The 24,886-nt window shown below is 41.2% G+C and carries 24 protein-coding genes, 1 tRNA gene, 1 pseudogene and 2 other annotated features; of the genes and pseudogenes, 20 read left to right on the top strand and 6 right to left on the bottom strand.

Annotated features, from left to right (window positions below):
* Positions 1-278: 278 nt before the first annotated feature.
* Positions 279-665 (bottom strand): bleomycin resistance protein, encoded by a 387-nt coding sequence (locus QM424_RS06565; protein ID WP_251463607.1) that lies wholly within the window; start codon positions 663-665, stop codon positions 279-281.
* Positions 665-1,492 (bottom strand): exodeoxyribonuclease III, encoded by an 828-nt coding sequence (locus QM424_RS06560; protein ID WP_414393786.1) that lies wholly within the window; start codon positions 1,490-1,492, stop codon positions 665-667. Before QM424_RS06560 ends, QM424_RS06565 begins: the two co-directional genes overlap by 1 nt.
* 218 nt (positions 1,493-1,710) lie before the next feature.
* On the opposite strand from QM424_RS06560, the gene QM424_RS06555 reads away from it, so the two are divergent.
* The 17 genes from QM424_RS06555 (at position 1,711) to trpA (ending at position 18,827) form a co-directional block, all read left to right on the top strand.
* The gene (locus tag QM424_RS06555; protein ID WP_414393784.1) at positions 1,711-2,610 is read left to right on the top strand and encodes a CPBP family intramembrane glutamic endopeptidase; all 900 of its coding nucleotides are present in this window, start codon (positions 1,711-1,713) and stop codon (positions 2,608-2,610) included.
* Positions 2,594-2,881, top strand: a complete 288-nt coding sequence (locus tag QM424_RS06550; protein ID WP_000006509.1) for an autorepressor SdpR family transcription factor — start codon at positions 2,594-2,596, stop codon at positions 2,879-2,881. The genes QM424_RS06555 and QM424_RS06550 overlap by 17 nt, the downstream gene beginning before the upstream one ends.
* Complete coding sequence (locus QM424_RS06545) at positions 2,862-3,503, top strand: SdpI family protein (protein WP_414393782.1); 642 nt, start codon at positions 2,862-2,864, stop codon at positions 3,501-3,503. Before QM424_RS06550 ends, QM424_RS06545 begins: the two co-directional genes overlap by 20 nt.
* Positions 3,504-3,629: 126 nt before the next feature.
* Positions 3,630-4,085 carry a DUF3290 family protein gene (locus tag QM424_RS06540; RefSeq protein WP_000675343.1) on the top strand — a complete coding sequence of 152 codons (456 nt, stop codon included), beginning with the start codon at positions 3,630-3,632 and terminating at the stop codon, positions 4,083-4,085.
* Positions 4,082-4,717, top strand: coding sequence for a DUF421 domain-containing protein (locus tag QM424_RS06535; protein ID WP_000174458.1), 636 nt, complete (start codon positions 4,082-4,084; stop codon positions 4,715-4,717). Before QM424_RS06540 ends, QM424_RS06535 begins: the two co-directional genes overlap by 4 nt.
* A 54-nt stretch (positions 4,718-4,771) precedes the next feature.
* A complete protein-coding gene (locus tag QM424_RS06530) occupies positions 4,772-6,517 on the top strand; it encodes an ABC transporter ATP-binding protein (protein WP_414393780.1) in 1,746 nt (581 codons plus the stop codon).
* Positions 6,507-8,249, top strand: a complete 1,743-nt coding sequence (locus QM424_RS06525) for an ABC transporter ATP-binding protein (RefSeq protein ID WP_414393778.1) — start codon at positions 6,507-6,509, stop codon at positions 8,247-8,249. The genes QM424_RS06530 and QM424_RS06525 overlap by 11 nt, the downstream gene beginning before the upstream one ends.
* A 183-nt stretch (positions 8,250-8,432) precedes the next feature.
* Positions 8,433-9,125 (top strand): sugar transferase, encoded by a 693-nt coding sequence (locus QM424_RS06520; protein WP_023943889.1) that lies wholly within the window; start codon positions 8,433-8,435, stop codon positions 9,123-9,125.
* 42 nt (positions 9,126-9,167) lie between these two features.
* A complete protein-coding gene (locus QM424_RS06515; RefSeq protein ID WP_414393775.1) occupies positions 9,168-10,397 on the top strand; it encodes a DegT/DnrJ/EryC1/StrS family aminotransferase in 1,230 nt (409 codons plus the stop codon).
* Positions 10,398-10,437: 40 nt separating this feature from the next.
* Positions 10,438-10,662 (top strand) — a binding site (T-box leader).
* Between the two features lie 162 nt (positions 10,663-10,824).
* Entirely contained in the window at positions 10,825-12,003 is a 1,179-nt protein-coding gene (gene trpB / locus QM424_RS06510; protein ID WP_033676443.1) for a tryptophan synthase subunit beta, read from the top strand.
* Positions 12,000-12,225 (top strand) — a binding site (T-box leader). (Overlaps the previous gene by 4 nt.)
* A 342-nt stretch (positions 12,226-12,567) precedes the next feature.
* Positions 12,568-13,929, top strand: a complete 1,362-nt coding sequence (gene trpE / locus QM424_RS06505) for an anthranilate synthase component I (RefSeq protein ID WP_371471307.1) — start codon at positions 12,568-12,570, stop codon at positions 13,927-13,929.
* Entirely contained in the window at positions 13,926-14,492 is a 567-nt protein-coding gene (locus QM424_RS06500) for an aminodeoxychorismate/anthranilate synthase component II (protein WP_000601909.1), read from the top strand. The genes trpE and QM424_RS06500 overlap by 4 nt, the downstream gene beginning before the upstream one ends.
* Positions 14,493-14,502: 10 nt before the next feature.
* Complete coding sequence (gene trpD, locus QM424_RS06495; protein WP_414393772.1) at positions 14,503-15,507, top strand: anthranilate phosphoribosyltransferase; 1,005 nt, start codon at positions 14,503-14,505, stop codon at positions 15,505-15,507.
* Positions 15,504-16,271, top strand: a complete 768-nt coding sequence (gene trpC, locus QM424_RS06490; protein ID WP_414393770.1) for an indole-3-glycerol phosphate synthase TrpC — start codon at positions 15,504-15,506, stop codon at positions 16,269-16,271. Before trpD ends, trpC begins: the two co-directional genes overlap by 4 nt.
* The gene (locus tag QM424_RS06485; RefSeq protein WP_414393768.1) at positions 16,258-16,854 is read left to right on the top strand and encodes a phosphoribosylanthranilate isomerase; all 597 of its coding nucleotides are present in this window, start codon (positions 16,258-16,260) and stop codon (positions 16,852-16,854) included. Before trpC ends, QM424_RS06485 begins: the two co-directional genes overlap by 14 nt.
* Complete coding sequence (trpB, locus tag QM424_RS06480; protein ID WP_268724949.1) at positions 16,835-18,058, top strand: tryptophan synthase subunit beta; 1,224 nt, start codon at positions 16,835-16,837, stop codon at positions 18,056-18,058. The genes QM424_RS06485 and trpB (QM424_RS06480) overlap by 20 nt, the downstream gene beginning before the upstream one ends.
* Complete coding sequence (gene trpA, locus QM424_RS06475; RefSeq protein ID WP_414393766.1) at positions 18,051-18,827, top strand: tryptophan synthase subunit alpha; 777 nt, start codon at positions 18,051-18,053, stop codon at positions 18,825-18,827. The genes trpB (QM424_RS06480) and trpA overlap by 8 nt, the downstream gene beginning before the upstream one ends.
* Here trpA and QM424_RS06470 read toward each other — a convergent pair.
* Positions 18,799-19,458, bottom strand: coding sequence for a prepilin peptidase (locus QM424_RS06470; RefSeq protein ID WP_414393764.1), 660 nt, complete (start codon positions 19,456-19,458; stop codon positions 18,799-18,801). The genes trpA and QM424_RS06470 overlap by 29 nt on opposite strands.
* Positions 19,459-19,527: 69 nt before the next feature.
* On the opposite strand from QM424_RS06470, the gene QM424_RS06465 reads away from it, so the two are divergent.
* Complete coding sequence (locus tag QM424_RS06465; protein ID WP_414393762.1) at positions 19,528-19,983, top strand: GNAT family N-acetyltransferase; 456 nt, start codon at positions 19,528-19,530, stop codon at positions 19,981-19,983.
* A gap of 38 nt (positions 19,984-20,021) precedes the next feature.
* Here the strand turns inward: QM424_RS06465 and QM424_RS06460 are convergent, their stop codons facing one another.
* Entirely contained in the window at positions 20,022-20,759 is a 738-nt protein-coding gene (locus tag QM424_RS06460) for a hypothetical protein (RefSeq protein WP_414393760.1), read from the bottom strand.
* Positions 20,760-21,097: 338 nt separating this feature from the next.
* Entirely contained in the window at positions 21,098-23,725 is a 2,628-nt protein-coding gene (locus QM424_RS06455; protein WP_414393758.1) for an SEC10/PgrA surface exclusion domain-containing protein, read from the bottom strand.
* 164 nt (positions 23,726-23,889) lie between these two features.
* Here QM424_RS06455 and QM424_RS06450 point away from each other — a divergent pair, with 164 nt between their 5' ends.
* Together QM424_RS06450 and QM424_RS06445 are read left to right on the top strand one after the other, a co-directional pair.
* Positions 23,890-24,231 (top strand): helix-turn-helix domain-containing protein, encoded by a 342-nt coding sequence (locus QM424_RS06450; protein WP_414393756.1) that lies wholly within the window; start codon positions 23,890-23,892, stop codon positions 24,229-24,231.
* 226 nt (positions 24,232-24,457) lie between these two features.
* Positions 24,458-24,742, top strand: a pseudogene (locus QM424_RS06445) (tyrosine-type recombinase/integrase); the annotation flags it as partial.
* Positions 24,743-24,812: 70 nt separating this feature from the next.
* On the opposite strand, the gene QM424_RS06440 reads toward QM424_RS06445, so the two are convergent.
* A tRNA-Lys gene (locus tag QM424_RS06440) sits at positions 24,813-24,885 on the bottom strand.
* Position 24,886: the final 1 nt, after the last annotated feature.

Raw genomic sequence — 24,886 nt, 5'->3', positions numbered from 1 at the left:
GTTAGTGTTTTGGTTTTAAAAACGAACAAAATGAAGAAAAATAGACAAATTTTTAATTATAAACTAACATTTGTACTCAATGAAAATCAAAGAGCAAAGTAGGAAGCTAGCCGCAGGCTGTACTTGAGTACGGTAAGGCGACGCTGACGTGGTTTGAATTTGATTTTCGAAGAGTATTAGAAGATTTTTCCATCATAAAAGGCATATTATCAAGATTTTTCAAGACTTGACAATATGCCTTTTTCTAACTTTAAAGACTTTTCCCAGTCTTTATTATTCTACTCGCTAAATCTTAAAAAATAACCATCTGGATCTAAAATCGCAAATTCATGGGGATATATAAAGCTATCTCCTACTCGAAATTCTCTTTTTGTCAGGGGACGATGGATAGGATAGTCAGCTTCCAGCAGTTTTTGGTGGAGCTGAGGAACATCTGCAATGCCAAAGGAAATATTGACACCGCGCCCGAAAGGATAGGTCAGCTGAGCTAATTCTTCTGCGCTGCCTTCTTCTAGCATAAGTTGGCAGTCTTCAAGCGAGAGGAAGAGAAATTTCTCCTCGGGGCGCTCGTATTCGACAGAGAATCCCAACAAGTCGCAGTAGAAGTGACGCGACTGTTCGAGGTCAGATACCACAAATTCGGGAATGACAGGCTGATAGTCCATTAAAGTTCAATTTCCATGACAATGGGTGTGTGGTCTTGGCGCGCACCGGAGTCAATCATATCAGACTTGGTCACCTTGTCAGCCACGCGGTTGCTTGTCAGCCAGTAATCGATTCTCCAGCCTGTATTGTTGATTTTAGAAGTCTTGCTGCGCTGTGCCCACCAAGTGTAGCGTTCTGGAACATCGCCGTGAATGTGGCGGAAGGTATCCGTAAATCCGGTTGCCAAGAGGTTGGTAAATCCAGCACGCTCCTCGTCGGTAAATCCTGGTGAACGGCGGTTGCTAGCAGGATTTGCAAGGTCGATTTCATTGTGGGCTACGTTGTAGTCACCGGTCGCAAGGACTGGTTTTTCTTTGTCTAGTTCAGCCAAGTACTCAGCATATTTGACATCCCAGACTTGACGTTCTTCCAAGCGTTTGAGACCGTCGCCAGCGTTTGGAGTGTAAACTTGGGTTACGAAAAATTCATCAAATTCTAGAGTGATGATACGGCCTTCGAAGTCCATGGTAGAAGGGGCACCGATTTCTGGGAAAGTGACAGTGGGTGTGAGTTCTTTCTTATAAAGGAACATGGTTCCAGCATAGCCTTTACGGGCAGGCTCTTGGGAAGAGCGCCACGTGTTTTCGTAGCCTGGGAAGAGTTCTTCTAAAATTTCCAAGTGTTTCTTTGTAGGACCTTTGGCAGAAAGCTTGGTTTCTTGGATAGCAATGATATCAGCATTTTCAGCGACCAAGGTTTGTAAGACTTCTTGGGACAATTTGGCGCGTGCTGAGTCACTAGTTAGGGCAGCGTTTAGGGAATCAATATTCCATGAGATGAGTTTCATAAAGTTACCTTTTTCATTCAGATTATAGATTTTATTATACCAAAAAAAGGTCTATTTCCCCAACGTATGGTTTGAAAATTACTATTTAGACTTTATCCTGAGAAAATAAAAATCTCCTAAACTATTTAGAAAAAAATCTAAATAGCTCTTGTGTTTAGAATAGAAAGGTGTATAATGCTATTTAGAAAAACATCTAAATAGAAAGTGAAGTTACATATATGTCAAATAAGAGAACAATCCTTCTTTTTGTGGTCTTGGCTTATGCCCTTGCTTGGATAATATGGCTGGCACTATGGCTAAGTGGTGTTGGTCTAAATTCTCCATGGAGTCAGCTTGCTAGTATTGTAGCCATGTGGATGCCTGCACTTGCAGTCTATATTTTAGGGAAAATCACGAATCAACCTAGTGGAATCAAATCTAAATTAGTTGTGAATCTCAAGAGCAACTGGCGCTTTTACTTACTAGCTATCTGGTTACCAGCAGTCATCAGTTTTTTAGGAGCAGGACTTTATTTTCTTGTATTCCCTAGCAATTTCAGCCTTGGTTTTGAATCTATTCAAGCCATCTTACAAGAAAAAGGTGTCTCTCAATCAGCCATTCCCTTATCTTCCTTGCTCTTGATTCAAATCCTAGCTAGTTTGACCTACGCTCCTTTTCTTAATAGTTTCTTTGCATTGGGAGAGGAAATTGGTTGGCGTGGCTATCTTTATCCAGTGCTAAGAGAACGCTTTTCACTAGTCCAGACTCATGTCTTACTTGCTCTCATTTGGAGTCTATGGCATTTACCAATCAATTTGCAAGGATATAATTATGGCCTTACTTATTTTGCTTATCCCGTTTTGGGAGTTGTTGCTATGTTTCTATTTTGTTTTAGCCTAGGAATATTGTTGAGCTGGTTGTTGGAAAAGACAGGTTCTATCTGGGCTTCTGCCCTATTTCATGGGGCAATCAATGCAACTGCAGGTCTTGGGTTACTCTTTCAATTACCAGGAGAAAAAGTTTCAAGCCTCTTGATTTTAGGCCCATCACCGACCGGAATGCTATCAGTTCTACCTTGCTTATTCCTAGCCCTACTAATATTACAAAGGGAAAGGAGTCATTATGAGTTTTGCAAATAGTTTTAAAGCCTTATCTCATCCAGTTAGGAGAGAGATTTTAAATTTACTCAAAGCAGGTAGATTATCTGCAGGAGAAATTGCCAGTCAATTCGAGTTGACTGGTGCAACTATTTCACACCATCTCACGATTTTGAAAGCAGCGGATTTGATTCATGAAATGAAAGAAAAAAACTTTATTTATTATGAGTTAAATACATCGGTTTTAGAGGATATAATGGTTTGGTTAGCAGATCTGAAAGGAGATCATTTTGATGAAGATAAAAATCAATAAGAAATTGGTATTATTTACGAGCATTCTCATCCTACTACCTTCCCTTGTAGGTTGTGTTTTCTGGAATCAATTACCAGAGGAGATACCCACTCATTTTAATCTACTGGGTCAAGCAGATGGCTACAATCATAAAGTGTTTGCTATCTTTGGATTGCCGGCTCTCATGCTTTTGATGCATTGGGTGCTTCTATTTTTAATGATTAAGGATCCTAAATCTAGCAATATCAGTTCAAAAATACAAGTTTTGATTTACTGGATTATTCCTTTTGTATCTTGTCTATCAATGATTTCTATATACGGAGAATTTTTGGGTTATTCCATGATGAGTGGGCTACTAGCTCAGATTTTTATGGGAGTCGTGATGATCGTAATTGGAAATTATCTACCAAAAACACACCGAAATTATATAATCGGTATTCGACTTCCGTGGACCTTGGAGAGTGATAAAAACTGGAGAAAAACACATCGATTAGCTGGAAAAATTTGGGTATTAGGAGGATTGTTATTGTTTCTAAATTCCTTTGTGCAACTATATGTTTACTGGGTATTCTTCTTGACACTTTTCTTTGTAGTGATAATTCCTAGTGTCTATTCTTATCAATTATCAAAATTAGAATCTTGAAACAGGTATTTGAGTCATTAGTTAGAGAAGTTGGTCTGATAAGTCTATTTCCCCAACGTATGGCTTGAAAAATCACTCTCTTTCGTTTATAATGAAGAATGATTTTATGAAAGGGAGTGAAAATAAATGAAATTTTACTCATATGACTATGTACTTAGCCAAATCAGTCAGCAAAATGGAATGATGATTGGCTTTGGGATTGTGCTCCTAGCTATCACAGGATTTTTTGCTTTTAAAGCCTATCGAGATAAAAAGGGGACTAAGTTTCGGGAATTGGTCATGATTTTGGCCTTGACCTTGGTGGCCATGCTTTTGGTGACAATCTCAAAATACCAGACCAATCAAGCCTCTAACAACCAATTTCAAACTTCACTTCATTTCATAGAGGTTGTTTCCAAAGACTTGGGAGTGGATAAATCAGAAGTTTATGTCAATACTTCTGCAGCCACTGATGGAGCACTTATCAAGGTAGGTTCAAATTTCTATCGTGCCATGAACGGGAGCCAACCAGACAAGTATCTTTTAGAGAAATTAGAATTGCATCAAACAGACGCTATTGAATTGGTGGAGGTAAACAAATGACACTCAATTATATGGAAATTTTAATCAAACTGGCCTTGGGTCTTTTCTCGCTTGTTTTTGTTATCAATGTGACAGGAAAGGGAAATCTGGCGCCTAACTCTGCGACAGACCAAATTCAGAACTATGTTCTCGGTGGTATTATCGGTGGGGTGATTTACAATAGTTCTATTAGCATTCTCCAGTACGCAGTGATTTTGATGATGTGGACGATTTTGGTTTTGACCCTCAAGTGGCTTAGTAACAATGTTCATTTTGTCAAACGCTTGATTGATGGTAAGCCAACTCTCCTCATCAAAAATGGTCAGATTGACCCAGAAGCCTGTCGTTCAGTTGGTTTGTCTGCAGCGGAAGTAGCCCTCAAGCTTCGTAGCCAAGGGATTTTCCAGATGAAGCAGGTCAAACGCGCTGTGCAGGAGCAAAATGGCCAACTCATCGTGGTCCAAATGGGAGATGAAAATCCTAAGTATCCAGTTGTGACTGACGGTGTGATACAAGTCGATGTTTTGGAGTCGATTGGTCGTAACGAAGAGTGGTTGCTTGATAACCTCAGCAAGCAAGGGCATGACAATGTAGCCAATATCTTTATCGCTGAGTATGACAAGGGTGCGGTCACAGTCGTAACCTATGAATAAGAAAAACCTGGGGTCTTGGCCTCAGGTTTCTATTTGCAATCAGAAAGGGATGTTATGTCCATTATTCAAAAACTTTGGTGGTTTTTCAAGTTAGAAAAACGCCGTTATTTAGTCGGGATTGTGGCTCTGGTCTTGGTTTCCGTCCTCAACCTCATTCCCCCAATGGTTATGGGGAGGGTCATTGATGCCATCACATCGGGGCAATTAACCCAGCAGGACCTCCTTCTTGCCCTATTTTACTTGCTTCTTTCAGCCTTTGGGATGTACTATCTGCGCTATGTTTGGCGTATGTATATCCTTGGGACTTCCTACCGTTTGGGACAGATTATGCGCTCTCGCTTATTTGAACATTTCACAAAAATGTCTCCAGCTTTTTATCAAACCTACCGGACGGGGGACCTGATGGCACACGCAACCAATGATATCAATGCCCTAACGCGTCTGGCAGGGGGTGGTGTTATGTCTGCCGTGGATGCCTCTATCACGGCTTTAGTGACCTTGATGACCATGCTCTTTAGCATTTCATGGCAAATGACCTTGGTTGCCATTCTGCCCCTGCCTTTCATGGCTTATGCGACCAGTCGTCTAGGGAGAAAGACCCACAAGGCCTTTGGCCAATCACAGGCTGCCTTTTCTGAACTCAATAATAAGGTGCAGGAGTCTGTATCGGGTATTAAAGTGACCAAGTCTTTCGGGTATCAGGCAGATGAGTTGAAGTCCTTTCAGGCAGTCAATGAATTGACCTTCCAGAAGAACCTGCAAACCATGAAATACGATAGTCTCTTTGACCCTATGGTTCTCTTGTTTGTTGGCTCCTCCTATGTTTTAACGCTTTTGGTTGGCTCCTTGATGGTTCAGAAAGGGCAGATCACGGTTGGGAATCTGGTCACCTTTATCAGCTATTTGGATATGCTGGTTTGGCCTCTCATGGCCATCGGCTTCCTCTTTAATATTACTCAGCGAGGCAAGGTTTCTTACCAGCGGATTGAGGAACTTTTGTCTCAGGAATCACCTGTACAAGACACTGAGTTTCCTCTAGACAGTATTGAAAATGGGCGCTTGGAGTACGATATTGACAGCTTTGCCTTTGAAAATGAGGAAACGCTGACAAATATTCACTTTAGTTTAGAAAAAGGGCAAACTCTAGGCTTGGTCGGGCAGACAGGTTCTGGTAAAACGTCCTTGATCAAACTCCTCTTGCGTGAATACGATGTGGATAAGGGTGCCATTTACCTAAACGGTCATGATATTCGGGACTATCGTCTGACAGACCTTCGCAGTCTCATGGGCTATGTTCCTCAGGACCAGTTCCTCTTTGCGACCTCTATCTTAGACAATATCCGCTTTGCTAACCCTAACTTGCCTCTTTCAGCGGTCGAGGAAGCGACCAAGCTAGCTCAAGTATATCAAGACATTGTAGCTATGCCTCAAGGCTTTGATACGTTGATTGGTGAAAAGGGAGTCAGTCTTTCTGGTGGGCAAAAGCAACGTCTGGCTATGAGTCGGGCTATGATTTTAGACCCTGATATCTTGATTTTAGATGATTCCTTGTCAGCCGTGGATGCCAAGACAGAATATGCCATTATCGACAATCTTAAGGAAACGCGTCAGGACAAGACAACCATTATCACGGCTCATCGCCTCAGTGCAGTTGTCCATGCAGATTTGATTTTAGTCCTGCAAAATGGCCAAATCATCGAACGAGGCAGGCACGAAGACTTGCTAGCTTTGGATGGCTGGTATGCTCAAACCTACCAGTCTCAGCAGCTGGAAATGAAAGGAGAAGAAGATGCAGAATAAACAAGAACAATGGACTGTATTGAAGCGCTTGATGTCCTATCTCAAGCCTTACGGCCTCCTGACCTTTTTGGCACTCAGTTTTCTCCTAGCGACGACGGTCATCAAAAGTGTCATTCCCCTTGTGGCTTCCCACTTTATCGACCAGTATCTCAGCAATCTCAACCAACTCGCTGTAACCGTTTTGCTGGTCTACTATGGTCTTTATATCCTACAAACTCTGGTCCAGTATGTCGGTAATCTTCTCTTTGCACGGGTGTCATACAGTATTGTTAGGGATATTCGTCGGGATGCCTTTGCCAATACGGAAAAACTGGGTATGTCTTACTTTGACAAGACGCCAGCAGGCTCCATCGTCTCTCGTTTGACAAATGACACCGAGACCATCAGCGATATGTTTTCGGGGATTTTATCTAGCTTTATCTCAGCAGTTTTCATCTTTCTGACAACTCTTTATACTATGTTGGTGCTGGATTTCCGTTTGACAGCTTTAGTCTTGCTCTTTCTCCCTTTGATTTTCCTTTTGGTCAATCTCTATCGGAAAAAATCAGTGAAAATCATTGAGAAAACTAGAAGTCTCTTGTCAGATATCAATAGCAAGCTGGCTGAAAACATCGAGGGCATCAGGATTATTCAGGCCTTTAATCAAGAGAAGCGCCTACAGTCAGAGTTTGATGAAATCAACCAAGAACACTTGGTCTACGCCAACCGTTCTGTAGCCTTGGATGCCCTCTTTTTGAGACCTGCCATGAGTTTGCTGAAACTCTTAGGATACGCTGTCTTGATGGCCTATTTTGGTTACCGTGGGCTTTATCTGGGAATAACTGCCGGGACTATGTATGCCTTTATCCAGTACATCAACCGCCTTTTTGACCCCTTGATTGAAGTAACGCAAAACTTCTCAACCCTGCAAACGTCTATGGTTTCTGCAGGTCGTGTCTTTGCCCTGATAGACGAGAGGACCTATGAACCTCTTCAGAAAGATGGGCAGTCTAAAGTCAAAGAAGGCAGTATCCGTTTTGAACATGTATGTTTCTCTTATGATGGAAAACATCCGATTCTGGATGACATTTCCTTCTCCGTTAATAAGGGTGAAACCATTGCCTTTGTGGGTCATACAGGTTCAGGGAAATCTTCGATTATCAATGTCCTCATGCGTTTTTATGAATTCCAGTCAGGGCGAGTTCTCTTGGATGATGTAGATATCCGGGACTACAGTCAGGAAGAGCTGAGAAAAAATATCGGTCTAGTCTTGCAGGATCCCTTCCTCTATCATGGGACCATTAAGTCCAATATCGCCATGTACCAAGAAATCAGTGATGAGCAGGTCCAGGCTGCAGCAGCCTTCGTGGATGCAGATTCCTTTATTCAGGATCTTCCTCAAGGTTATGATTCCCCTGTTTCCGAGCGTGGTTCGAGCTTCTCTACTGGTCAGCGTCAACTTCTTGCCTTTGCCAGAACAGTCGCCAGCCAGCCTAAAATCTTGATTTTGGATGAAGCGACAGCCAATATTGACTCTGAAACAGAAAGTCTGGTTCAAGCTTCTCTGGCGAAGATGAGGCAGGGGCGGACAACCATTGCCATCGCCCATCGCCTTTCTACAATCCAAGATGCCAACTGTATCTATGTTTTGGATAAGGGGTGCATTATCGAGAGTGGAAGCCATGAGGAACTCTTGGCCTTGGGAGGAACCTATCACAAGATGTATAGCTTGCAGGCAGGGGCCATGTCTTAATATTCTTTGAAAATCTCTTAAAACAAGGTCAGCTTTATCTGCAACCTAAAAGCTATACTTTGATTTTCATTGAGTGTAAGAATGAAATCCTTCAAATTACAGATTTCTTTCACCGCCTTTTCCATTTTGTGGTATAATGAAAAATGTTGACAAATAGTATAATAAAAACAAAGGAGAAACAGCATGCTGAAATGGGAAGACTTGCCCGTGGAAATGAAATCAAGCGAGGTTGAGTCTTACTACCAGCTTGTCTCTAAAAGGAAGGGTTCGCTGATTTTCAAGCGTTGCTTGGACTGGGTTCTAGCCGTAGTCTTGCTGATTCTGACCTCTCCCATCTTTCTCATCTTGAGCATTTGGATCAAGTTGGATAGCAAGGGGCCAGTGATTTACAAGCAAGAGCGCGTGACCCAGTACAATCGACCTTTCAAGATTTGGAAGTTCCGTACCATGGTGACGGATGCAGACAAAAAAGGAAGTTTGGTGACTTCTGCTAATGATAGTCGCATTACCAAGGTTGGCAATTTCATCCGCCGTGTGCGTTTGGACGAACTGCCTCAGCTGGTCAATGTCTTGAAAGGAGAAATGTCCTTTGTCGGCACACGACCTGAAGTACCACGCTACACAGAGCAGTATAGCCCTGAAATGATGGCAACCTTGCTTTTGCCAGCAGGGATTACCTCTCCAGCCAGCATCAACTACAAGGATGAGGACACTATTATCAGTCAAATGACGGAGAAAGGTCTGTCGGTTGACCAAGCCTATGTCGAACACGTCCTTCCTGAAAAGATGCGCTATAACCTCGCCTATCTCCGAGAGTTTAGTTTCCTTGGAGACATCAAAATCATGTTTCAAACCGTGTTTGAAGTGCTAAAATAAAGTAGTCATGAGAAAATGAGTACAGATAAAAGGAGCAAATCAATGCCAAATTACAATATTCCATTTTCACCACCCGATATTACGGAAGCAGAAATTGCTGAAGTAGCGGATACCCTGCGTTCTGGTTGGATCACAACAGGTCCTAAGACAAAAGAACTGGAGCGTCGCTTGTCTCAATATACACAGACGCCTAAGACTGTCTGTCTTAACTCTGCAACTGCCGCTCTTGAGTTGATTTTACGTGTGCTTGAAGTGGGTTCTGGAGATGAAGTCATCGTTCCAGCTATGACTTATACAGCTTCATGTAGTGTCATCACTCACGTAGGGGCGACCCCTGTCATGGTGGATATCCAAGCAGATACTTTTGAAATGGACTATGACTTGCTGGAGCAAGCTATCACTGAAAAGACTAAAGTGATTATCCCAGTAGAACTTGCAGGGATTGTTTGCGATTATGACCGTTTGTTCCAAGTTGTGGAGAAGAAACGCGACCTTTTTGCTGCTTCAAGCAAGTGGCAACAGGCCTTTAATCGTATCGTGATTGTTTCTGATAGTGCCCATGCTTTGGGATCAACTTATAAAGGGCAACCTGCTGGTTCTATCGCTGACTTTACTTCCTTCTCATTCCATGCCGTTAAGAACTTTACAACTGCAGAAGGTGGAAGTGCCACTTGGAAAGCCAATCCAGCGATTGATGACGAAGAAATGTACAAGGAATTCCAAATTCTTTCCCTTCACGGACAAACTAAGGATGCCCTTGCTAAGATGCAACTGGGTTCATGGGAATACGATATCGTCACACCAGCCTACAAGTGCAATATGACAGATATCATGGCGTCACTTGGTTTGGTACAATTGGACCGTTATCCAGCTTTGCTAGAACGTCGTAAGGACATTGTGGACCGCTATGACCGTGGCTTTGCAGGTTCTCGTATCCATCCATTGGCACACAAGACTGATAGTGTCGAATCTTCACGCCACCTCTACATCACCCATGTAGACGGAGCAAGTTTAGAAGAACGTAACCTCATCATCCAAGAATTGGCCAAAGCAGGAATCGCAAGTAATGTACATTATAAACCACTTCCGCTCTTGACAGCCTATAAGAATCTTGGTTTTGATATGGCGAATTATCCTAAGGCCTATGCCTTCTTTGAAAATGAAATTACGCTTCCACTTCATACTAAATTAAGCGATGAAGAAGTGGACTATATCATTGAGACTTTCAAAACAGTTTCTGAAAAAGTGCTAACTTTATCAAAAAAATCGTAAAAAAGTCTTGACAAAGAAAAAACAAAGTATTAAAATAAGTTCAACAAATCAGAAAAGTAACTATTTTTGATCTTCAGGGAGCCTGTGGTGATTGTGAACAGGTGGTTGGAAGTGGTGAAAGTGGGCTGATTTTAAAAATGAATTTGAAACAATGAAAATTCGGTGCGCACACCTTACAGTGCAACTTGTTGTTAGACAAGGTAGAGATGTAAAGGGGATAGTTCCTTTATAATTGAGGTGGCACCGCGTTACTAACGCCCTCACACGGAATTTAATTCTGTGTGTGGGCGTTTTTCTATCCGTCATTTTGTTTATCTTTTATTAGGGCGTTAAGTCGCTTTGATGAACTTGAGTTCTATCTGCAGCTCCTTGCCTACTACTAAAAGCAAACAAAAAGGCCGGATTTATACAGAAAGAGGAAAATTTTATGACAACTAAAGGTTATTTTGGACAATTTGGTGGTAGTTTTGTACCGGAGCCGATTCAGGCTTTGTTGGATGAGTTGGAAGTGACATTTGAAAAGTACAAGGATGATCCAGAATTTTTGGCAGAATTTCGCCATTACTTGAAGGATTATTCCGGTCGCGAAACACCGCTCTATTTTGCAGAAAGTTTGACAGAGCACTTAGGTGGCGCTAAGATTTATCTCAAGCGCGAAGACCTTAACCATCTTGGTTCTCACAAACTCAATAACGTTTTAGGACAAATTCTTCTTGCTAAACGCATGGGCAAAAAACGAGTAATCGCAGAAACAGGAGCTGGTCAGCACGGTGTTGCGACAGCAGCGGCTGCAGCCAAGTTTGGTATGGCCTGTGATGTCTACATGGGAGCAGAGGATGTGGAACGTCAACGTCTCAATGTTTTCCGTATGGAGATGATGGGAGCAACTGTTCACGCAGTTGAAACAGGGACTCGTACCCTCAAAGATGCTGTTGATGCAGCCTTTGGAGCATGGATGAATGACCTTGAAGCCTTTTATGTTCTGGGATCTGCTGTGGGACCTCACCCATATCCAACCATTGTTCATGAGTTCCAAAAGGTCATCAGTGAAGAATCTCGCCGTCAAATCTTAGAAAAAGAAGGTCGTTTACCAGACTACGTTATTGCCTGTGTAGGTGGTGGTTCTAATGCTATTGGTGCTTTTTCTCAGTATGTGGCTGATGAAGAAGTTAAATTGGTTGGGGTCGAAGCTGCTGGTCATGGACTTGACACAGACAAGCACGCAGCTACTATGACAAAAGGTAGTATCGGAATTGTCGATGGCATGAAGACTTATGCAGTCTTTAAGGAAGATGGAGAGCTAGCTCCAGTTTACTCTATCTCAGCTGGATTGGACTATCCAGGGGTTGGCCCAGAACACGCCTACTTTAAAGATTCAGGTCGCGTGGAATATGTTGCAGCGACGGATGAAGAAGCTGTTCAGGCTCTCCTCCTTCTCAGCAAGACTGAAGGAATTATCCCAGCGATTGAAAGTTCGCACGCTATCGCAGAAGCAGTTAAACGTGCACCGAAACTAAGTAAAGACGACATTATCATCATCAATGTCTCTGGTCGTGGAGACAAGGACGTAGCTGCAATTGCAGACTATCTAGAAGCTAAAAAATAATAGATGGAAAAATTACAGTCTTTTCTCTCACAGAGAGCTTGTGGTTGCTGGAAACAAGCAGAGAAAGCTGTAAGGTTGGGTCCATCTGAAACGAGAGAAGAAAACATAATTCTCAAGGGAGTGCCCTTTATCGCACAGCCTGTTACAGGAGGTATCTGAGACAGGAATGAGAGATAGGAGAAATCCTATAATTGAGGTGGCACCGCGAATTTCGTCCTCACGCAAGTTATTTTGCGTGGGGATTTTTATATATTTATCGTAGATATGGCTATCAGTTTTAAATTATGCTTTATCACTAGATAAATTTCTATAAAATATTTGCGAACGAAGTGAGCATTAAACCGCTATTTCCCGCCATAGTGGTATTCTAGAGAAGCAAAGATGCTTCTCTAGAACGGAATTTTTGAGACCTAAGGCTCAAAAATTAGGTCTTTCATTTCATGGATCTCTAAAATCATCCACTGGATAATTTTACCTCCCGTCCGCACTATTTAAGGGAAATAGAAAAAAATCATAAATTAAGACTAAAAGTCTACAAAGAAAAGAATCGAAAGGGAAATTACAATGGAACGAATCATTCATGGAGATGTCTTATCACCAATCTTGGCTTATATGCGCCTAAAGGGGCAACACAAGGTTATTTTAGAGAGTATTCCGAGAGACAAGGAAACAGCTCGTTTTTCTATCCTAGCTTATAATCCAGTTTTTGAGATTAAGTTTGAAAATGGAGTTCTCTATCAAAATGGTCAAGTGATTGATCAGGATCCCTTGGATTTCCTATATGAAGTGACTCATAAGAGCCAGCATCATTCAGACCTACCTTTTGGTGGGGGAGCTATTGGCTTTGTCGGTTACGATATGATTTCGCTCTATGAAGAAATTGGTCAAATTCCTGAGGATACCATTGGGACACCAGACATGCATTTCTTTGTTTATGAGAGTTACATGGTTTTTGACCATAAGAAGGAAAAAATCCATGTCATTGAGGATGCTCTCTACAGCGAGCGCAGTCAAGAAGACTTAGAAAAAGCCTTGAATCAAGTGCTTGAGGAACTACGCATTCCTGCTCCAAATGAATTTGAAGATTTGGATTTATCACCACTTAACTTCAAACCGCACATTGCTCCTCAGAAGTTTGAGGAAATGGTGGAAACCGCTCGCGACTTGATTCGTAACGGGGATATGTTCCAATGTGTACTCAGTCAGCGCTTCTCAGCAGAAGTTACTGGAAATCCATTTGACTTCTACAGAAATCTCCGCGTGACCAACCCATCTAATTACCTCTATTTCTATGATTTTGGGGATTATCAAATCATCGGTGCCAGTCCAGAAAGTTTGGTTTCTGTAAAAAATGGTATCGTAACTACCAATCCGATTGCAGGTACGCGACCAAGAGGGGCTACGGATGAAGAGGATAAGGCCTTGGCGACAGACCTGCTTTCTGATGAGAAGGAAACAGCAGAACATCGGATGTTAGTAGACTTGGGGCGTAACGATATTGGTCGCATCTCTGAAACAGCCAGTGTCCAAGTTACCAAGTATATGGAAGTGGAGCTCTTCCGCTATGTCATGCATTTGACCAGCGTGGTCAAGGGGCGTTTGCTTCCAGAATTAACTGCCATGGATGCCTTGAAATCAACACTTCCAGCTGGAACAGTTTCAGGAGCACCAAAGATTAGGGCTATGAGACGCATCTATGAATTGGAAACAGAAAAACGGGGCGTATACGCAGGAGCAATCGGCTACTTGTCTGCGACGGGTGATATGGATTTCGCCATTGCCATCCGAACTATGATTCTCAAAAATCAAACAGCCTATGTGCAGGCTGGGGCAGGGATTGTCTATGACTCTATCGCCCAAAACGAATACCAAGAAACCATTAACAAGGCTAAATCTATGACTAGAATTGGAGAACTAAGACCATGATTTTATTGATTGATAACTATGATTCTTTTACCTATAACTTGGCGCAATACATTGGGAATTTTGCAGAAGTGCAGGTCTTGAGAAATGATGATCCCAAGCTGTATGAAGAAGCTGAAAAAGCAGATGGTCTGGTCTTTTCTCCTGGTCCTGGTTGGCCAGTTGATGCTGGAAAGATGGAAGACATGATTCGTGACTTTGCTGGCAAGAAGCCGATTCTTGGGATTTGTTTGGGCCACCAAGCCATTGCAGAAGTCTTTGGTGGTAAGTTAGGTTTGGCTCCAAAAGTCATGCATGGGAAACAGAGCAATATCAGCTTTGAAGCGCCATCTGTTTTGTATCAAGGTATCGAGGATGGCCGTGCGGTCATGCGTTACCACAGTATCTTGATTGAAGAAATGCCAGAAGACTTTGAAGTGACAGCTCGTTCGACTGATGACCAAGCCATCATGGGGATTCAACATAAAAACCTACCGATTTATGGCTTCCAGTACCATCCAGAGAGTATCGGAACGCCAGATGGCTTGTCTTCTATTCGGAATTTTATCGAGAAGGTTGTAAAGTGAGGAAACTAGGATGAAAGAGATTATTGAAAAACTAGCAAAATTTGAAAATTTATCAGGTGTGGAAATGACGGATGTCATCGAGCGTATCGTAACTGGGCGTGTAACGGAGGCGCAGATTGCTTCTCTCCTCTTAGCTCTTAAGATGAAGGGGGAAACACCTGAAGAACGCACAGCCATTGCCCAAGTCATGAGAGGACATGCCCAACACATTCCAACTGAGATTCATGATGCCATGGACAACTGTGGTACAGGTGGGGATAAGTCTTTCAGTTTTAATATTTCCACAACTGCAGCCTTTGTCTTGGCTGGTGGCGGTGTTCACATGGCCAAGCACGGTAACCGCTCGATTTCTTCTAAATCTGGTTCTGCAGATGTTCTCGAAGCCTTGGGTATTAACCTTGACCTCAAACCCGCTGAACTAGGTAAGGTCTTTGATAAAACTGGCATCGTCTTTCTCTTTGCTAAAAATATGCACCCAGCTATGAAATACATCATGCCAGCTCGTTTGGAACTAGGAATTCCAACGATCATGAACTTGACTGGTCCTCTGATTCACCCAATGGCTTTGGAAACACAGCTTCTTGGTATTAGTCGTCCAGAACTGCTAGAAAGTACAGCTCAGGTATTGAAAAATATGGGTCGCAAACGTGCCATCGTGGTTGCTGGACCAGAAGGATTGGATGAAGCTGGTTTGAATGGAACAACCACGATTGCTCTTCTTGAAAATGGCGAAATCACTTTGTCAAGCTTTACTCCAGAGGATTTGGGAATGGAAGGCTACGCTATCGAAGACATTCGTGGAGGCAATGCTCAGGAAAATGCAGAAATTTTGCTTAGCGTTCTTAAAAATGAACCAAGTCCATTCTTGGAAACTACAGTTTTAAATGCTGGTCTTGGTTTCTATGCTAATGGTAAAGTAGCTAGTATCAAGGAAGGAGTTGCCTTAGCTCGTCAAGTCATTGCTAGTGGCAAGGCCCTTGAAAAACTCAGACTGTTACAGGAGTACCAAAAATGAGTCAGGAATTTTTAGCACGAATCTTGGAGCAGAAGACGCGTGAGGTTGAGCAGATGGAGCTGGAGGAAATCCAGCCCCTGCGCCAGACCTATCGCTTGGCAGAATTTTTGAAGAATCATCAAGACAGTTTACAGGTAATCGCTGAGGTCAAGAAAGCTAGCCCTAGTTTGGGAGATATCAATCTCAATGTGGATATTGTGCAACAGGCCCAGACTTATGAAGCAAATGGAGCAGTGATGATTTCGGTTTTGACAGATGAAATTTTCTTTAAAGGACATTTGGATTATCTACGGGAGATTTCCAGTCAGGTAGAGATTCCGACGCTTAACAAGGACTTTATCATCGATGAAAAGCAAATCATTCGAGCTCGCAATGCAGGTGCAACAGTTATCTTGCTCATCGTGGCAGCCTTGTCCGAAGAACGCCTCAAGGAACTTTTTGACTATGCGACAGAGCTTGGTCTGGAAGTTTTAGTGGAAACTCACAATTTAGCTGAACTAGAGGTAGCTCACCGCCTTGGTGCTCAAATTATCGGGGTCAATAACCGCAACTTGACCACCTTTGAAGTTGACTTGCAGACCAGTGTAGATTTGGCTAAACATTTCAAAGATGATTGCTTGTACATTTCTGAATCTGCTATTTTCACAGGGCAGGATGCGGAACGAGTAGCACCATACTTTAATGGAATTTTAGTTGGGACAGCTCTTATGCAGGCAGAAGATGTAGCCCATAGAATCAAGGAGTTGCAGATTGACAAAGGTTAAGATTTGTGGACTATCGACCAAAGAAGCGGTGGAGACAGCTGTATCAGCAGGAGCAGACTATATCGGTTTTGTCTTTGCACCTAGTAAAAGACAGGTGACTTTGGATCAGGCTGCCGAGCTGGTAAAACTTATTCCTGCAGATGTGAAAAAGGTTGGTGTATTTGTTTCACCAAGTCGGGCAGAACTGCTAGAAGTGATTGACAAAGTTGGCTTGGACTTGGTTCAAGTTCACAGTCAGGTGGCGGATGATTTGTTTGAGAATTTGCCTTGTGCCAGTATTCAGGCTGTGCAAGTGGATGGAGAGGGTCATGTGCCCAATTCTCAGGCAGACTATCTACTCTTTGATGCCCCTGTGGCAGGGAGTGGCCAGACCTTTGACTGGGGACAACTGGATACGACAGAATTAACTCAGCCCTTCTTTATCGCAGGTGGGCTTAAGGAAGACAATGTAGTAAAAGCAATTCAACACTTTACTCCCTATGCAGTAGATGTATCGAGCGGAGTGGAGACAGACGGACAAAAAGATCATGAAAAGATTAGAAGATTTATAGAGAGGGTAAAGAATGGCATATCAAGAACCTAATAAAGATGGATTTTACGGGAAATTCGGCGGACGTTTTGTCCCAGAAACATTGATGACAGCAGTTTTGGAGTTGGAAAAGGCTTATCGTGAAAGTCAGGCAGACTCAAGTTTCCAAGAGGAATTGAACCAACTTTTGCGCCAGTACGTAGGACGTGAAACTCCCCTTTACTACGCAAAAAACCTGACCCAGCATATCGGTGGAGCCAAGATTTACCTTAAACGTGAAGATCTTAACCATACAGGAGCCCACAAGATTAACAATGCCTTAGGACAAGTTCTGCTTGCAAAACGCATGGGCAAAAAGAAAATTATCGCTGAAACAGGTGCTGGTCAGCACGGTGTGGCAACTGCAACAGCTGCAGCCCTCTTTAACATGGAATGTACTATCTATATGGGTGAAGAGGATGTTAAACGCCAAGCCCTCAATGTCTTCCGTATGGAGCTTTTAGGAGCCAAGGTTGAGGCTGTGACAGATGGTTCGCGCGTGCTCAAGGATGCGGTCAATGCAGCCCTTCGTTCATGGGTGGCTAATATCGATGATACCCACTATATCCTTGGTTCTGCCTTGGGGCCTCATCCATTCCCAGAAATTGTTCGTGACTTCCAAAGTGTCATTGGTCGAGAAGCTAAACAACAGTACCGTGACTTGACAGGTCAAGATCTGCCAGATGCCCTAGTAGCCTGTGTTGGTGGTGGGTCGAATGCTATCGGGCTCTTCCATCCCTTTGTAGAAGATGAGTCTGTAGCTATGTATGGGGCTGAAGCAGCAGGACTTGGTGTGGATACAGAGCACCACGCAGCTACCTTGACCAAGGGTCGTCCTGGTGTTCTTCACGGTTCTCTCATGGATGTGCTCCAAGATGCCCATGGTCAAATTCTTGAAGCCTTCTCTATCTCAGCAGGTTTGGACTATCCTGGTATCGGTCCAGAACATTCTCACTACCACGATATCAAACGTGCCAGCTATGTTCCTGTGACGGACGAGGAAGCCTTGGAAGGATTCCAACTCTTGTCTCGTGTGGAAGGGATTATCCCAGCCTTGGAATCTAGCCATGCTATCGCCTTTGCGGTGAAATTGGCCAAAGAACTCGGTCCAGACAAGTCTATGATTGTCTGCCTATCAGGTCGTGGGGACAAGGATGTAGTTCAAGTCAAAGACCGCTTGGAAGCAGATGCAGCAAAGAAGGGAGAAGCTCATGCCTAAGACACTAACAGAAAAATTGAACGCTATTAAAGCAACTGGAAAAGGAATTTTCGTTCCCTATATCATGGCTGGTGACCACGAAAAAGGTTTGGATGGACTCGGAGAAACAATCCACTTTTTAGAAGATTTGGGTGTCTCTGCCATTGAAGTGGGTATTCCCTTTTCAGATCCTGTCGCAGATGGACCTGTTATCGAAGAAGCTGGCTTGCGCAGTTTAGCCCACGGGACCTCTACTCAGGCTTTGGTTGAAAACTTAAAAACCATTGAAACAGAAGTTCCACTGGTTATCATGACCTACTTCAACCCCCTCTTTCAGTATGGTGTGGAGAATTTTGTCAAAGATCTGGCTGATACAGCTGTGAAGGGCTTGATTATCCCAGACCTGCCCCATGAACATGCCAACTTTGTAGAGCCATTTCTGGTGGGTACAGATATCGCCTTGATTCCCCTAGTTAGTTTGACGACAGGGATTGAGCGTCAGAAAGAGTTGATTGAAGGGGCAGAAGGCTTTGTCTATGCAGTTGCCATCAATGGGGTGACAGGGAAATCAGGCAATTACCGTGCAGACTTGGATAAGCACTTGGCACAATTGCATCAAGTGGCCGATATCCCAGTCTTGACAGGTTTTGGTGTATCTAGTCAAGCCGATGTAGAACGCTTCAATGCGGTGTCAGATGGTGTCATCGTCGGTTCAAAAATTGTAAAAGCTCTCCATCAAGGAGAGTCGATTCAGGACTTTATCAAACAAGCAGTAGCTTACCAAAAATAATCACACAAGCAGCGAGTAAGAGGAAAGGCACAAAAGGAAGTCTTTCCTTTTTCTTTTGTAGGAGAAAAGCTAGAATCCCTGTTGCAGAAGCAAACTGAATCAAGATCAGTAACTCCGTTACGCTAAAGACGAGAGCACAAGAAGCTAAAAAGAGAAAGTCACCTGCTCCCATGCGGATATTGATAAAATGAGCCAAAATTCCAAGGATAAGGAAGAAGACCATGACCAGGTTCAAGCCAGAGGAAGCCATGAGGATTAGGTGGAAAGTCATCCAGACCAGTAAGGGATATTCCTGATGGCGAAAGTCGTAGATGCCCAAGGTCAAACCAGCAGTGATTAGGATGATTTGACCCAAGGAAAGCAATTCCAAAGAGTAAATCAGAAAGATGAGCCCTAAGCCTAGTTCAAAGAGGGCATACCAGACTGGATAAGGAGCCTTACAGTAGCGACAGCGAAAGCGATTAAAGACCTGCGAGAGGATAGGAATCAAATCTAAGGGACGCAAGCGAGTTTGACAGGAATCGCAGTGACTAGCAGGTTGGATAATGGATTGCTCTGGAAAACGGTCAATGACCAAACCAAGAAAGGAAGCGAGAATGCTCCCAACAAGAAAAAAATAAAAATCAATCATACTTATCTATTCGTAAAAAATAGGAGAAGTAGTATAATGGAGAAACATAGATAATATGGTGAGGCAAAGATGACAATTCGTTTTGAAGAAAAGGTGACTACAGAGAACGCTCAGCTCGTATGCCAATGGTCCAACTCCCTTGGCAAATCCTTTCAAGAACAATGGATGGGAACAATGATTCCTTTTCCCTTAACCATTCAAGTCTTGCAAGATTTGGAAGGAATCTTTTCTATCTTTGATGGACGAGAGTTTGTGGGGCTTATCCAGAAAATTAGGCTAGAAGACAGCAATCTTCATATCGGGAGATTTTTTATCAACCCCCAGAAACAGGGGCAGGGCTTAGGTAGACAGGCTTTAAGGAAATTTGTTAGTCTGGTCTTTGAAAATAGAGATATAGACAGCATCTCTCTAAATGTCTTCGAGGCAAATCAAGCAGCCCAGCACCTTTATCAAAAAGAAGGATTTGAAATCGTAGAGACTATTGAAGCACCTGAACGGAAATACATTATGAAAAAGGGAAGATAGAAAGCAAAAAAGCCTTTTTGTCTAGTCTAATTGTTTAATTATTTTTTTCGATAATCCATATCTAAATCTTTTAATAGTTTCCCAGTTAAGTGAGGGGTTTTATCCTGTTTACAGTTTGTTATAATATCAAAAATTTCCTTTGATATTTCTTTAAAAATTTTCTTTAATTCATCGGTTTGAAGTCTAGGAGATGTTTCTTTGGCTACATAGTAAGACCGATTATCTTCAACAGTTATTAAACTCAGAATTTTATTAGCAATCTTCTCATCGAAATAGTATGGTTTGAAAGAATCGCCTTTTTCTTTCATAGGTAAAAACGATTCAGTTTCATCACCTATACAAGTATAAAGCTTCTTTTTATTATGTTCAGTCAAATTACCATCATAGCAATCTGGCAAGTGGTAACTCTTTATTTTGGAATTAAAGATTTCAGGAAGTATTTCTTTGTTTCTTTGTCCTTTTTCAGGCCATTCGTATAGTTCTTTAGCTTTTATAATTGTGTCAATTTCCAAGATTTCCTTATTATTTTCATCCTTAGCTTTAGCTACAAACACAAAATAAACTTCGTCTTTTTCTTCAATCCATTCTCTGACATTTTTACTTAGAGAATCATTTGTATGACAGAATGTATAAAGAAAATTATCATTCCAAATAAAAGGATCTTCATTGTGTTTCTCAGATTTAAATTCATCAAAACTAATTTCATATTTCTTATTTTCGATAGATAGAGTTCTCTTTTCTCGTTTAGGGTGCCCAATGATAATAATATGTTTCATATTTATAACTCCTTTATGGGGAACAAATTAGATTTTAAGATGTTTCATTTTTTAAAACTTATAAAGATGGAACTATCAAAAAAGCCTTTAATTAAGGCTTTTCCTGTTGTGTTTAGCTGCCTCTACATGTAAATTAGCGTTAAAATAAACAAAATACGATAAAATCAAGATATTATCACACGCTAGTTAGTGTTGAAATTAAGGAAATTGACAAGTGGTTGACCAAATAAATTTTTAGTTTTTACCACAATTTATAAGTTTAAAAATTTAATAATCACAATTTTTTATACATAAGTTCGATACCGTGTTCGGCGAAATTAGTATAGTCCAATGTTATTCTAATTCTTTCTACGTACTGTTACAAGTCCAAATACTCCAAGAATTGCACCGAGTATCAACATTGCAATACTCGATGACTCACCAGTATCTGGTAATGATTTTGCACGTTCTACTCGTGAGTATGTCACTTTTTCATCTGCATCTGAATTCACGGCTGGAGCCGAATATGTTTGTTGCTTATCTTTCACAACAACATCTTCTTTATCATCCAAAGCAACATCTTTAGCTGATTGTGAAGCTGTCTTTGATTTCTCAACATTTTTTTTAGTACTTTCTTTAGGTAAAGTATTAGAATTTGAGTCTACAGCAACAACAGTTCCATCTGGTAGAGTTGCAACTACATTTTCTTTAGCTTTGTTTTCTAAGTCTAGTAACTTATCAAACTCTTCTTGGATTTCAGCTAATTTAGCTTGTTCAGCTTGCAATTTAGCTGTAACTGCGTCTAATTTATCTTGTGCCAATTTTGCAGTAGATTTTGCTTGCTTTAGTTTTGTTTCCAAATCAGCTACTTTTGCTTGCGCATCTGCAAGATTTTTATCTGCGTTTAGATAAGCACTCAATTCTGTTGCAATTGCTTTAGCATCTGACACCAATTTGTCTTTTTCTTCATGTAGCTTCGCTTGTTCAGCTTGAAGAGCTTCTAACTTGTTTTCTTCAGCTTGCAATTTGGCTTGCGCACTTGTAAGAGCAGTTTCAGCATCATTTTGAGCCGTTTGAGCTGTAGCTAGTTCTGCTTTAGCTGTTTCAAGAGCAGTTTCTTTTTCTGCTTGGCTTCTTGAGAAGTTTTCAACAGCTTTTTCAGCAGTTGCTTTACGTTCTTCGGCATTAGTCAAAGCAAGTTTTGCAAGTTGCAAGTTCTTTTCAGCGATTTCTGTTTGAAGTGGAGTAGCAGTCTTGCTTGCCAATTCTTTCTCAGCTTCTGTTTTCGCGTCAAGTGCAGAAGAATATTTGCGTGAAGCGTTTGCTAATTCTGATTTAGCATTTGTAAGAGCTGTTTGAGCTTGACTATTTTGTTTTTGCGCTTCAGCTAGTGTTGATTCAAGTTGGGCAAGGTCTTGGTTGAGGTTGATTTTATGCTTACCGTCGCTACCAAATGAGTTGACGAACCAACGTTTACCATTGATGTTTGCAACAGTCATTGCGACACCACCACCACGTATGTTGTTATCCAGATGTCCCCACTGTGAATATCCATCAAGGAAGGAATAACGTTTGAAGGCATCCAGTACAGAATACTTTAAATCAAGCATAGTTGTTGCACTATTACTATAGACAGTTGCTAAGTTTTCAGCGCCATTGTTTTCATGGATATGACCAGCTACAGCTGGGTCTGTTCCACGAGCTTCATAGGCTTTTGCCATTTTCTTACTATGTTCAATTGTATCTTGTGCGACATAGGCTTTATTTTCTTTTAGATATCCCAGTTTATCTATAAAGGTATTAATTAGTTTTGCATAAAAATTACTAATTTCTATAATTTCAGCATCGGTTAAATGGTCAATATCAACTTTACGAGTGCTATCATTTTTACTGAATTCAACTGTAAGAGTATTAGCTGTTTTAGCTGCTATTATAGTCATTAATTTGTCAGCCTTTTGGAAATTATTTCCAGTGTAGAAACTACGTACGTAGAAGCTACGTGCATCTTTAAATGTGATATCGTTTTTATCAAGACCATAATAAGCTTTTTCTTCATCTGTCAAATGATAAACTGGATTTCCCATTTTGATGACAGCTTCACCAGAGCGAGCTTTTTGTGCATCTAAAGCAGTTTGAGCTTCTTTTTCTTTAGACGCTGTAGCATTTGCTTTTTCTTGGATGGATTCAACTTTTGTTTTATCTGCGTCCATCATTTCTTTAGCTAGTTTCAAGGCGTCATTTTTGACATTCACATTGTTTGTAGCTTGTTTGATGGCATCTGCGCGGTTGCTATCTGCTTTCTTAGCAGTTTCGACAGCTGTTGTTGCGCTTGAGATATTGGCATTGACTTGTTCAATATCTTTTTCAGCTTGGGCAAGTGAGGCTTTTGCTTGACCAAGTCCTGAACCATTTAGAGCGTCTTCAGCAGCTTTTACATTCGCTTCTTTAGCGGTTACTGTTTTATCTGCTTCAGTTTTTTTATTGGTTGCACTTTCAACATTCGCTGTTTCAGTCGCTACAGTTTCAGTTTGAGCTTTAATTGCTTCAGTAGACGCTTCAGTTGATGTTTGATTCGCTTCTTGAGCTTTCACATTGGCGTCTTGTTTTGCTTTTGTAGCACTGATATTTTCTTCTGTAGCGTTTGCTTTGACAGTTTCAGCTGATTTCAATTCCTCTTTAGCGCTTGTCAAAGCAGTTTCAGTAGTTGTAACAACTTTGTTAGCAGAAGTAACTTCAGCTGTCGCAGTTTCATTCTCAGTTTCAACTTGCTTAACAGTAGACGCTTGAGCATCAAGAGCAGGTTTGACATCAGAAGATTTCTTCACTTCTGGTTTTGCATTGGCTGCAGGTTTAGAAACAAGAGCTGGTTCATTGACAGCAGTTGTGTCAACAGGCGCTGAAATAGTTGCTTCCTGAGCAAATGCAGTTCCACCAACAGACGCAAGCGCAATAGCTGTTGAAGTGGTGAGTTTTTTCAGTTTCTTCATCATTTTCTCCTTTGATGATTGATAAAGTGAGCTTATTTTTATAGTTTACTACACTATTTTAACACATTTTTAGTTTACAGACAATATTTTAACAAAAATTTGTTTGTATACGGGTTATTTTACAGTTAGCTTCCTTGTATCATGGTATTGAAACGAGGTAGCTTATGAAATCAATTCATTTACAAAAGTATATCGGACAACGAATACGAATCATACGTAAAGAAAAAAATTTAAGTCAACAAAATCTCAGTGAAAAGGCTGGTGTGGGTATAGATTATATTTCTAATCTTGAAACAAAAGGGTCAAATATAAAGATTGATACACTAGAAAAGATTATCACAGCTCTTAATATCACACCATCAGAGCTATTTGAAAGCCGTATAACCCCAAAGAACCCACATCTAGAGTTATTAGCTGACCAATTAACTCAACTTCCACAAACGAGTCAAGAACAGCTATTAGAAGCCTTCCAATTACTAATAAAAACAGTTAAAAACAACCGATAAGAAAGAATCCTAGCGGTTTATTTTTATCCCAAAATTATCCTCTAAATTGCGAAGAAAATCATCTCTTCAAAAAGAGTCATTTATATTCTTGTAAAATTTAGCTAGATATTTCAGTTATAATCCTGTTTTTAATTTGCTTTTCTATCTTTTCCTGGAGAATTTTCGTATATTTCACTTATATGTTTTCCCTCTAAACAGTGCTTATATTGCCCTAGTACATATTTTTGATTTGAATTATAATGTTGTAACAAATGCAGGAGTGAACAAGCATTTAAAACAAATTTTAAAAACCTTAAAAATCCATCCTAAAAATATGACAAGCACAGGTCTGAGACACACGTATTGTTCAATAATGTTAGCAATGGGTGTTGATATTTGGGCAGTTTCAAAGTTAATGGGACATCGAGATATTAAACAAATAACTGAAACTTATGGACATCTTATAAAAGAAAAAGCAGATATTGAAAATAACAAAGTTCGTGCTGTTTTGACGAGTTTAGTTAAAAAATAGAATTATTGACCAAAAGTTGACCAAATCAAAAAGAAACGTTGATTTAACAACGTTTCTAAACTATATATTATACCCCCTACAGGGCTCGAACCTGTGACCCATAGATTAAGAGTCTACTGCTCTACCAACTGAGCTAAGGAGGCA

The sequence above is a fragment of the Streptococcus mitis genome (genome assembly GCF_047464945.1).
GTDB classification, from domain to species: Bacteria; Bacillota; Bacilli; order Lactobacillales; family Streptococcaceae; genus Streptococcus; species Streptococcus mitis_EA.
Note: the sequence above shows the minus strand (reverse complement) of the source record. Positions and strands in the feature narration are given on the sequence as shown.